The organism is Pseudomonas sp., from assembly GCF_041601375.1.
GTDB lineage: Bacteria > Pseudomonadota > Gammaproteobacteria > Pseudomonadales > Pseudomonadaceae > Aquipseudomonas.
On the sequence record NZ_JBFIIG010000154.1, the window covers coordinates 1 to 10,106 of the forward strand.

Annotated in this window: 10 protein-coding genes and 2 tRNA genes; 10 read left to right on the plus strand and 2 right to left on the minus strand. The window is 62.4% G+C overall.

Features of this window, described 5'->3' with window-relative positions; all coding sequences use genetic code 11:
- Nucleotides 1-121: 121 nt before the first annotated feature.
- Together prfA and hemA are read right to left on the minus strand one after the other, a co-directional pair.
- Entirely contained in the window at nt 122-1,204 is a 1,083-nt protein-coding gene (gene prfA, locus ABZE94_RS16950; RefSeq protein WP_372876714.1) for a peptide chain release factor 1, read from the minus strand.
- Nucleotides 1,205-1,213: 9 nt separating this feature from the next.
- Complete coding sequence (gene hemA, locus ABZE94_RS16955) at nt 1,214-2,494, minus strand: glutamyl-tRNA reductase (protein WP_372876716.1); 1,281 nt, start codon at nt 2,492-2,494, stop codon at nt 1,214-1,216.
- 251 nt (nt 2,495-2,745) lie between these two features.
- Between hemA and ABZE94_RS16960 the strand changes: the two genes are divergently transcribed.
- The 10 genes from ABZE94_RS16960 to ABZE94_RS17005 all read left to right on the plus strand — a co-directional run.
- Nucleotides 2,746-4,476: a tetratricopeptide repeat protein gene (locus ABZE94_RS16960; protein WP_372876718.1), complete on the plus strand. Its 1,731-nt coding sequence runs from the start codon at nt 2,746-2,748 to the stop codon at nt 4,474-4,476.
- Complete coding sequence (gene lolB / locus ABZE94_RS16965; RefSeq protein WP_372876720.1) at nt 4,476-5,093, plus strand: lipoprotein insertase outer membrane protein LolB; 618 nt, start codon at nt 4,476-4,478, stop codon at nt 5,091-5,093. Before ABZE94_RS16960 ends, lolB begins: the two co-directional genes overlap by 1 nt.
- On the plus strand, nt 5,090-5,965 hold the full coding sequence (gene ispE / locus ABZE94_RS16970; RefSeq protein WP_372876722.1) for a 4-(cytidine 5'-diphospho)-2-C-methyl-D-erythritol kinase: 876 nt from the start codon (nt 5,090-5,092) through the stop codon (nt 5,963-5,965). Before lolB ends, ispE begins: the two co-directional genes overlap by 4 nt.
- An 18-nt stretch (nt 5,966-5,983) precedes the next feature.
- Nucleotides 5,984-6,058, plus strand: a tRNA-Gln gene (locus tag ABZE94_RS16975).
- 55 nt (nt 6,059-6,113) lie between these two features.
- A tRNA-Gln gene (locus ABZE94_RS16980) sits at nt 6,114-6,188 on the plus strand.
- Between the two features lie 46 nt (nt 6,189-6,234).
- Nucleotides 6,235-7,176, plus strand: coding sequence for a ribose-phosphate pyrophosphokinase (locus ABZE94_RS16985; RefSeq protein ID WP_372876724.1), 942 nt, complete (start codon nt 6,235-6,237; stop codon nt 7,174-7,176).
- Nucleotides 7,177-7,291: 115 nt separating this feature from the next.
- Entirely contained in the window at nt 7,292-7,915 is a 624-nt protein-coding gene (locus tag ABZE94_RS16990; RefSeq protein ID WP_372876726.1) for a 50S ribosomal protein L25/general stress protein Ctc, read from the plus strand.
- A 69-nt stretch (nt 7,916-7,984) separates the two neighbouring features.
- Nucleotides 7,985-8,575 (plus strand): aminoacyl-tRNA hydrolase, encoded by a 591-nt coding sequence (gene pth, locus ABZE94_RS16995; protein ID WP_372876728.1) that lies wholly within the window; start codon nt 7,985-7,987, stop codon nt 8,573-8,575.
- Nucleotides 8,576-8,608: 33 nt separating this feature from the next.
- Nucleotides 8,609-9,709 carry a redox-regulated ATPase YchF gene (gene ychF, locus ABZE94_RS17000; RefSeq protein WP_372876730.1) on the plus strand — a complete coding sequence of 367 codons (1,101 nt, stop codon included), beginning with the start codon at nt 8,609-8,611 and terminating at the stop codon, nt 9,707-9,709.
- A 193-nt stretch (nt 9,710-9,902) separates the two neighbouring features.
- A partial coding sequence (locus ABZE94_RS17005) for an Arm DNA-binding domain-containing protein (RefSeq protein WP_372876732.1) occupies nt 9,903-10,106 on the plus strand: 204 nt, incomplete at its 3' end.

Below are 10,106 nucleotides of genomic sequence, written 5' to 3' on the forward strand. Positions count from 1 at the left end.
CAGTTCGGCAGTGTTGAGCAGGGCTTCGATGGTGGCCATGACATTCGTCTGGTGGAGAGTCGTAGGGTGGGCAAGCGCGCGGCGCTTGCCACCCTACAAGGTATCGGTTATCCGCAGCAGATCAATCGCCCAACGCGGCCAACTGATCGGCCTGGTATTCGGCGAGCAGCGGCTCGATCACCGCGTCGACGCCGCCGGCCATCACTTCATTGAGCGAATACAGGGTCAGGTTGATGCGGTGGTCGGTGACCCGGCCCTGGGGGAAATTGTAGGTGCGAATGCGTTCGGAACGGTCGCCGGAGCCCACCAGCAATTTGCGCGTATCGGAAATTTCCTTGTGCGCGGCGGCGTCCTGCTGGTCCTTCAGTTTTGCCGCCAGCCAGGCCATGGCCCGCGCGCGGTTCTTGTGCTGCGAACGCTCTTCCTGACATTCGACCACGGTACCGGTGGGAATGTGGGTGATACGGATCGCCGAGTCGGTGGTGTTGACGTGCTGACCGCCGGCACCGGAAGAGCGGTAGGTATCGATACGCAGGTCGGCCGGATTGATGTCGATGTCGGCCTGCTCGTCCGGCTCGGGCAACACCGCCACGGTGCACGCCGAGGTGTGGATGCGGCCCTGGGATTCGGTTTCCGGCACGCGCTGTACGCGATGGGCGCCGGACTCGAACTTGAGCTTGCCGTAGACATTGTCGCCTTCGACCCGGGCAATCACTTCCTTGTAGCCGCCGTGCTCGCCTTCGCTGGCCGAGAGTATCTCGACCCGCCAGCCGCGCCGTTCGGCGTAGCGCGAATACATGCGAAACAGGTCGCCGGAGAAGATCGCCGCCTCGTCGCCACCGGTGCCGGCGCGTACTTCGAGGAACACGTTGCGGCCGTCGCGGGGGTCTTTGGGCAACAACATGCGCTGCAGGTCGTCTTCCAGTTCGATCAGCTTCTCTTTGGCCGTGGCGACTTCTTCCTCGGCCATTTCACGCATGTCCGGGTCGCTGTCCTTGAGCAGCGCCTGAGCCCCCTCGAGATCGGCCTGCACCCGGAGAAACGCCCGAAACGCGCTATTAACCGGCTCGATCTCGGCATATTCGCGGGAGTAAGCTCGGAACTGGTTCTGATTGCCGATCACCTCGGCATCGCCAAGCAGCGCGGTCAGCTCTTCGAAGCGGTCCTGCAGCATGTCGAGTTTGTTGATCAGTGACGCTTTCATTGCAGGCCTTTATTTATTCACCGAACTGGACGGCGCGCCCTCATCGAGGGCAAAGAGTTCCTGGGCCACGCCGAGCGCATCGACGCGACCGTCGGCAGAGAGTTTTTTCAGCTGCACGCTGGGTGCATGCAGCAGCTTGTTGGTCAGCCCGCGTGCCAGCTGCACCAGCACTTCCTCGGCCACGCTGCCGTTATTGAGCAGGCGCAGGGCCTTGGCCAATTCTTCGTCACGCAAGCGCTCGCCCTGCTGGCGATAGGCCTTGAGCACATCCACCGCAGCCAGCTCGCGCAGACGCAGCATGAAGGTCTCGGCCCCCACGGCGACCAGTTCCTCGGCCGCCTGCGCGGCGCCCTGGCGGCTTTTCAGGTTTTCCGCGATCACTTCGTGCAGGTCGTCGACGGTATACAGGTAGACGTCGTCGAGCTCGCCGACCTCGGCCTCGATATCGCGCGGCACGGCGATGTCGACCATGAAGATCGGCTTGTGCTTGCGCTTTTTCAGTGCCCGCTCGACCGCGCCCTTGCCGAGAATCGGCAACTGGCTGGCGGTGGAGCTGATGACGATGTCGCTGTTGATCAGTTCGTCCGGAATTTCCGAGAGCAACACCGCATGCGCACCGAACTGCTCGGCCAGGCTGCTGGCGCGTTCCAGGGTGCGGTTGGCCACGACGATGCGCTTGACCCCCTGCTCGTGCAAGTGCCGCGCCACCAGGCTGATGGTCTCGCCGGCACCGATCAGCAGCGCCTGGCTGCGGTGCAGGTCGCTGAAGATCTGCTTGGCCAGGCTCACCGCGGCAAACGCCACCGACACCGGATTCTCGCCGATCGCGGTATCGGTGCGCACGGTCTTGGCGGTGCTGAAGGTGGCCTGGAACAAGCGCCCGAGCAGCGGACCGACGGTGCCGGCCTCGCGCGCCACTGCGTAGGCGGACTTCATCTGGCCGAGAATCTGCGGCTCGCCGAGGACCATCGAATCCAGCCCCGAGGCCACGCGCATCATGTGGCGCACCGCGGCATCGTCCTCGAGCACATAGGCACAGGCGCGCAACTCGTCGAGGTCGAGCTGGTGGTACTCGGCCAGCCACACCAACACGCCATCGACGGTCAGCACGTCCTGCTCGAGGTACAGTTCGCTGCGGTTGCAGGTCGACAGAATCGCCGCCTCGCGGCTGGCCGTGCACCGGCAGAGCTGCTGCAAGGCCTCGACCAGCTGTTCCGGGGAAAAAGCCACGCGTTCGCGCACCGCCACCGAAGCGGTTTTATGGTTGATCCCGAGGGCAATGAAGGTCATGCACAGTCGCTGGCAGGAAGATAAGCGCGCAATTGTCCTACTTCGACAGAGTGAGAACAACCACCGCCGAATATTGTCTCAACTAGTCGCCAACCCGCTATCAGACCGCAGAGGCTGTGAAAATATCGCAGTTGCAGTCGCCCGACGACGGTTGTAACAGGCAAGCGATTTTTCACAGCATCTCACCCCATGGGCTTGCCCTACGGCTTGTGTCATGATGCTCCGACCGCAGGTTAGTCGCACTTCTCTCTATGAATAGATCATTCGCGTTGCTGGCCGCCCTTGCTTTGTTAGGCGGCTGCCAGACATTTACCACCTCCGCGCCAGACGGCGCACCACCCGCGGAGGCGGCCTCGGCTGCAACAGAAGCGCAGAAGCCCGAGGTTTATGCTTCGTTCAGCCAGGAAACCCTGCTCGCCCTGCTCACTGCCGAACTGGCCGGGCAGCGCAACCGCTTCGACATCGCCATCGACAACTACGTGCAGCAGGCCCAGGCGACCCAGGACGCCGGCGTGGCCGAGCGCGGGTTCCGCATTGCCGAATACCTCGGCGCCGAGCAAGCAGCGCTGGATACCGCGCTGATCTGGGCAAAAAATGCCCCCGACAGCCTCGACGCCCAGCGTGCCGCCGCCATTCAGCTGGCCCGCGCCGGCCGCTATGATGAAGCCATGGCCTATATGGAGCGCGTGCTGCAACGCAAAGGCGACACGCACTTCGATTTCCTCGCCCTGTCCGCCCTCGAAACCGATCCGGATACCCGCGCCGGACTGCTGCAAAGCTTCGATCGCCTGCTCGGCAAGTTTCCGGACAACGGCCAGTTACTATTCGGCAAAGCCCTGCTCCTGCAGCAGGACGATCGCCCGCAGGAAGCCCTCGAGCTGCTCGAAACACAGTCGGCCAACCAGGACGAAATCCCCCCACTGCTGCTCCACGCACGCCTACTGCAAGGCCTTGAGCGCGGTGCCGAAGCCCTGCCGCTGCTGGAAACAGGCATCCGCCAGCACCCCGACGACAGACGCCTGCGCCTGACCTATGCGCGCCTGCTGGTCGAGCAAGACCGCCTGGACGATGCCAAAGGCGAGTTCGCCTCGCTGCTGCAACAGTTCCCCCAGGACGACGACCTGCGCTTCTCCCTCGCCCTGGTCTGCCTGGAGGCCGAAGCCTGGCGCGAGGCCATCGTCTACCTCGAAGAGCTGGTCGAGCGCGACAGCCACGTCGATGCCGCCCACTACAACCTGGCACGTGCCTACGAAGCCCTCGGCGAGAAGGACAGCGCCCTGATCGAATATGCCCTGGTCGGCCCCGGCAATGACTTCCTCCCGGCCCAGGCGCGCCAGGCGCAATTGCTGTTCGACAGCAAGCGCTCGGCGGAAGCCTCCAAACGCCTGAGCCAGGCCCGTACCGCGCAGCCCGACTACGCCATCCAGCTCTACCTGATCGAATCGGAAGCCCTGGCCAGCCACGAACAGCACGAGCAGGCCTGGCAACTGGTGCAGCAAGCACTGGAACAATTCCCCGACGACCTCAACCTGCTCTACACCCGCGCCATGCTCGCCGAGAAACGCGACGATCTGGAGCTGCTGGAGCGGGATCTGCGCTTCATTATCGAACGCGAACCGGACAACAGCATGGCGCTCAACGCACTGGGCTACACCCTGGCCGACCGCACCACGCGCTACGACGAAGCCAAGGCGCTGATCGAACAAGCCCTGCGCCTCGACCCGCAGGATCCGGCGATTCTCGACAGCCTCGGCTGGGTCAACTATCGCCTGGGCAACCTCGACGAAGCCGAACGCCTGCTGCGTCAGGCACTGGCGCGCTTCCCCGACCATGAAGTCGCCGCCCACCTCGGCGAAGTGCTCTGGGCCCGGGGCAAGCAGCGCGAGGCGCGCAAGGTCTGGGCCAACGCCCTCAAGGAACAGCCCGACAGCACTATATTGCGCAGCACCCTGCTGCGCCTGACCGGATCAGAGACGTTTTGATGTTTGTTCGCCAACTCCTCGTGTTCAGCTTGATTGCCCTGCTCGCCGGCTGTGCCGGTCTGACCTCCCGCGAAGCCCTAGAGGGCGAAGGCAGCCCGGCACTCTGGCAAAGCCACAAACAGCAGATCGGCAGCCTCGATGCCTGGCAGATCAGCGGCAAGGTCGGCATTCGCGCCCCGCAGGATTCCGGCAGCGGCACCCTGTTCTGGCTGCAGCGCCAGGACTACTACGACATCCGCCTGTCCGGCCCGCTCGGCCGCGGCGCCGCACGCCTGACCGGGCGCCCCGGCACCATCCTCCTGGAAGTGGCCAACCAGGGCCGCTACCAGGCCGCCTCGCCCGAACAACTGCTGCAGCAACAACTGGGCCTCAACCTGCCGGTTTCGCACCTGCTGTGGTGGATTCGCGGCCTGCCCGACCCCGACAGCAAGAGCCGCCTGACTCTCGACCGCGACAGCCGCCTGGCACAGCTGAGCCAGGACGGCTGGCAGGTCGACTACCTGCGCTATGCCGAGCAGGATGGCTACTGGTTGCCCGAGCGCCTCAAGCTGAGCGGTCACGATTTGCAGGTCACCCTGGTGATCAAGGACTGGCAACCGCGCCAGCTCGGCCAATGAGCCCGCCGGCAATCCCCGCCGCAGTCGAACTGAGGCTGCCGGCGCCGGCCAAACTCAATCTGATGCTGCATATCCTCGGCCGCCGCGCCGACGGCTATCACGAGCTGCAGACCCTGTTCCAGTTCCTCGACTTCGGCGACGAACTGGGTTTCGCCGCGCGCGCCGACGGCACAATCCGCCTGCACAGCGACATCCCCGGCGTGGCTCACGACAGCAACCTGATCGTGCGCGCCGCCCGCGCTCTGCAACAGCAGGCGGGCTGCGCGCTCGGCGCCGACATCTGGCTGAACAAGCGCCTGCCCCTGGGCGGCGGGATTGGCGGCGGCAGCTCGGATGCGGCGACCACCCTGCTCGGCCTCAACCACCTCTGGCAACTGCGCTGGGACGAAGATCGCCTGGCCAGCCTGGGCCTGAGCCTGGGCGCCGACATACCGGTTTTCGTTCGCGGCCGCGCCGCCTTCGCCGAAGGCGTGGGTGAAAAACTCACCCCGGTGACCCTCAGCGAGCCCTGGTTTCTCGTGGCTATTCCGCAAGTCCTTGTCAGCACTGTGGAAGTTTTCTCCGACCCTGAGTTGACACGGGATACGCCGCCCATTAAAGTTCGCAGCCTTCTTGAGGGGGGTAGTCGTAATGACTGCCAGCCAGTCGTCGAGAAGCGTTACCCAGAAGTACGTAATGCGCTGATCTTATTGAATAAATTTGTATCGGCAAAACTGACTGGGACTGGAGCTTGTGTGTTTGGGAGCTTCCCAAACAGGGCCGATGCTGATAAAGTCGCCCGCCAACTTCCAGCCACTCTGCCAAGTTTTGTGGCACAAGGTCGTAACATCTCGATGTTGCACCGCGAGCTTGAAGTATTGGCAAAGAAGTGAATGCGTAGCATCAGTTACAGGGGCGTCGCCAAGCGGTAAGGCAGCAGGTTTTGATCCTGCCATGCGTTGGTTCGAATCCAGCCGCCCCTGCCATTACTGCCCCAGGGCAGCGATAAACTGACAAGCAGCATTGGGTTACACACGATACAGGGGCGTCGCCAAGCGGTAAGGCAGCAGGTTTTGATCCTGCCATGCGTTGGTTCGAATCCAGCCGCCCCTGCCATTTTCTATACTCATCCAGGTATACCCTCAGCCGGCAGGTACTGCGCGTGTCCAAGATGATGGTCTTTACGGGGAACGCTAACCCCGATCTGGCGCGACGTATCGTACGTCAGCTGCACATCCCCCTCGGCGATGCTTCTGTCGGAAAATTTTCCGACGGCGAGATCATGATTGAAATCAACGAAAACGTCCGCGGTAAAGACGTCTTCCTGATTCAGCCGACGTGCGCGCCAACCAACGACAACCTGATGGAACTGGTGGTGATGGCCGACGCCTTCCGCCGCTCCTCAGCGACTCGAATCACCGCTGTTATCCCCTACTTCGGCTATGCCCGCCAGGATCGCCGTCCGCGTTCCGCCCGCGTGGCAATCAGCGCCAAAGTGGTGGCCGACATGCTCACCGTCGTAGGCATCGACCGGGTTCTTACCGTCGACCTGCACGCGGATCAGATTCAGGGTTTCTTCGATATTCCGGTAGATAACATCTACGGCTCCCCGGTATTGGTGGACGATATCGAAGACCAACGCTTCGACAACCTGATGATCGTCTCCCCGGACATCGGTGGCGTGGTGCGGGCGCGCGCCGTGGCCAAGTCCCTGGGCGTGGACCTGGCGATCATCGACAAGCGTCGCGAGAAAGCCAACCAGTCCGAAGTGATGCACATCATCGGCGACGTGGAAGGCCGTACCTGCATCCTGGTCGACGACATGGTGGATACCGCCGGCACCCTGTGCCACGCGGCCAAAGCGCTGAAAGAACACGGCGCCGCCAAGGTCTTCGCCTATGCGACCCACGCGGTACTGTCGGGTCGCGCCATCGAGAATATCGAGAGCTCCATGCTCGACGAGCTGGTGGTGACCAACACCATCCCGCTGTCCGCCGCCGCGCAATCCTGTTCGCGCATTCGCCAACTGGATATCGCCCCGGTAGTCGCTGAAGCGGTGCGCCGCATCAGCAATGAAGAATCGATCAGCGCGATGTTCCGCTAACCCGGAAGTCGCCCTGAACGCGAAACGCCCCACTGTCTTGGTGGGGCTTATTACCTAACCGTCCGGTCGCTGGTCGCAAGCGTGAAGGGCGGTTTGGTTATTTTGGAGAAGTGAAATGACTGTTGAATTTGCCCTGAATGCTGAAGTGCGTTCCGACCTGGGGAAAGGTGCGAGCCGCCGCCTGCGTCGTAACGTAGCCATGGTTCCCGCTGTCATCTACGGTGGCGAAAAAGCCCCGCAGTCGATCAGCCTGCTGGCCAAAGAACTGGCCAAACTGCTGGAAAACGAAGCCTCGTTCAGCCACGTTCTGACCCTGAACGTCGCCGGCAGCAACGAAAGCGTCCTGATCAAAGCCCTGCAGCGTCACCCGGCCAAAGGCTACGTGATGCACGCCGACTTCATCCGCGTCGTCGCCGGCCAGAAACTGACCGCCCTCGTCCCCCTGCACTTCCTCAACCAGGAAACCGCGGTTGGCGTGAAGACCCAAGGTGGCGAAGTGTCCCACACCCTGGCTGAAGTCGAAGTTTCCTGCCTGCCGAATGACCTGCCGGAATTCCTCGAAGTCGACATGGCTGCCGTTGAAATCGGTCAGATCGTTCACCTGTCCGACCTCCAGCTGCCGAAGGGCGTCGAGCTGGTTGCACTGGCTCACGGCAACGACCTGGCAGTGGCCAACATCCACGCCTCGCGCGTCGCCAAAGATGTCACCGCAGAAGAAGGTGAAGGCGCTGCCGAGTAACTCTCGCACCGCCGGAAAACAGCCCAGCCGCAGCAGCGTCTGGGCTATTTCCACGAAAGGGCTCCTGACATGACCGCCGTACAACTGATCGTCGGCCTGGGTAATCCCGGCCCCGAATACGACCAGACCCGGCATAATGCGGGGGCCCTTTTCGTTGCGCGCCTGGCGGACAGCCAGCGCATCAACCTGAGCTTCGACAAAAAGTATTTTGGCCTGACGGGTAAAATCAGCCATCAAGGCCGCGACGTTCGCCTGTTGATCCCCACCACCTTCATGAACCGTAGCGGCCAGTCCGTGGCGGCATTGGCGAATTTCTTCCGCATCCCGCCGGAAGCCATTCTGGTGGCCCACGACGAACTCGACATGCCCCCCGGCGTCGCCAAACTCAAACAGGGTGGCGGGCACGGCGGGCATAACGGGCTGCGCGACATCATCGCCCAGCTCGGCAACCAAAATAATTTTTATCGCCTGCGGCTTGGCATCGGCCATCCCGGGCACAGCAGCATGGTCTCCAACTTCGTCCTCAGCCGCGCCCCGCGCAGCGAGCAGGAGCTGCTGGACACCAGCATCGACTTCGCCCTCGGCGTATTGCCGGAAATCCTCGCAGGGGATTGGAGCAAAGCCATGCTCAAGCTGCACAGCCAGAAAGCCTCCTCTTAACTCTTCACCGCCATTTCGCGCGAGGGACACACCATGGGATTCAACTGCGGCATCGTCGGCCTGCCCAACGTCGGCAAGTCCACCCTGTTCAACGCCCTCACCAAATCCGGGATCGCGGCGGAGAACTTCCCCTTCTGCACCATCGAGCCGAACAGCGGCATAGTCCCCATGCCCGATCCGCGCCTGGATGCCCTGGCCGAGATCGTCAAGCCCGAGCGCGTGCTGGCGACCACTATGGAGTTCGTCGACATCGCCGGCCTGGTGGAAGGCGCCTCCAAGGGTGAAGGCCTGGGCAACAAGTTCCTCGCCAACATCCGCGAGACCGACGCCATCGCCCACGTGGTGCGCTGTTTCCAGGACGACAACGTGATCCACGTATCCAACAGCGTCGACCCCAAGCGCGACATCGAGATCATCGACCTCGAGCTGATCTTCGCCGACCTCGACAGCGTCGAGAAGCAGCTGTACAAGGTGCAACGCAACGCCAAGGGCGGCGACAAGGATGCGGTCGCGCAGAAAGCCCTGCTGGAGAAGCTGATCCCGCACTTCAGCGAGGGCAAGCCGGCGCGCACCCTGATGAAGACCCTGGGCGACGACGAGAAGCAACTGATCAAAGGCTTCCACCTGCTCACCAGCAAGCCGGTGATGTACATCGCCAACGTCGCCGAGGACGGCTTCGACAACAACCCGCTGCTCGACGTGGTGCAGGCCATCGCCGATGCCGAAGGCGCGCCCGTGGTGCCAGTGTGCAACAAGATCGAGGCGGAAATCGCCGAACTGGACGATGGCGAAGAAAAAGACATGTTCCTCGAAGCCCTGGGCCTCGAAGAACCCGGCCTCAATCGCGTGATCCGCGCCGGCTACGAACTGCTCAACCTGCAGACCTACTTCACCGCCGGGGTCAAGGAAGTCCGCGCCTGGACCGTCAAGGTCGGCGCCACCGCCCCCCAGGCTGCCGCCGTGATCCACACCGACTTCGAGAAAGGCTTCATCCGCGCCGAAGTCATCGCCTACAACGACTTCATCCAGTACAAGGGCGAAGCCGGCGCCAAGGAAGCCGGTAAATGGCGCCTGGAAGGCAAGGACTACATCGTCAAGGACGGTGACGTCATGCACTTCCGCTTTAACGTCTAAGCCGGACGCCGGATTCCGGCGGACACTGATGAACACTAAACCCCCGTACTCACGCCGTGATACGGGGGTTTTTTATCCAGCAACGTCCACGACGATTCGTTGTGATCCGAAATTTAACCGGGTACGCTACCGGGTACGATGCCGAAACCGGGTATATAAAAACCGGGTACGACAAAAGCCCGGAGACCAAACCATGCTGACCGACACTCAATGCCGAACCGCCAAGCCCAAGGAAAAGCCCTACAAGCTCACGGACGGCAAGGGGCTGTACCTTGAAATCAAGCCCAACGGAGTGAAGGCATGGCGTTACCGCTTCGAGCTACGGGAAGCCGATACAAAAAAAGAAAGCGTTTTTGCGATCGGTGAGTATGCCATCGCCGCCAAAGGTGAAACCCAG

What these genes read in the sequence shown, in the direction of transcription:
- prfA (WP_372876714.1), bottom strand. Translation starts at nt 1,204, where the DNA reads ATGAAAGCGTCACTGATCAACAAACTCGACATGCTGCAGGACCGCTTC.
- hemA (WP_372876716.1), bottom strand. Translation starts at nt 2,494, where the DNA reads ATGACCTTCATTGCCCTCGGGATCAACCATAAAACCGCTTCGGTGGCG.
- ABZE94_RS16960 (WP_372876718.1), top strand. Translation starts at nt 2,746, where the DNA reads ATGAATAGATCATTCGCGTTGCTGGCCGCCCTTGCTTTGTTAGGCGGC.
- lolB (WP_372876720.1), top strand. Translation starts at nt 4,476, where the DNA reads ATGTTTGTTCGCCAACTCCTCGTGTTCAGCTTGATTGCCCTGCTCGCC.
- ispE (WP_372876722.1), top strand. Translation starts at nt 5,090, where the DNA reads ATGAGCCCGCCGGCAATCCCCGCCGCAGTCGAACTGAGGCTGCCGGCG.
- ABZE94_RS16990 (WP_372876726.1), top strand. Translation starts at nt 7,292, where the DNA reads ATGACTGTTGAATTTGCCCTGAATGCTGAAGTGCGTTCCGACCTGGGG.
- pth (WP_372876728.1), top strand. Translation starts at nt 7,985, where the DNA reads ATGACCGCCGTACAACTGATCGTCGGCCTGGGTAATCCCGGCCCCGAA.
- ychF (WP_372876730.1), top strand. Translation starts at nt 8,609, where the DNA reads ATGGGATTCAACTGCGGCATCGTCGGCCTGCCCAACGTCGGCAAGTCC.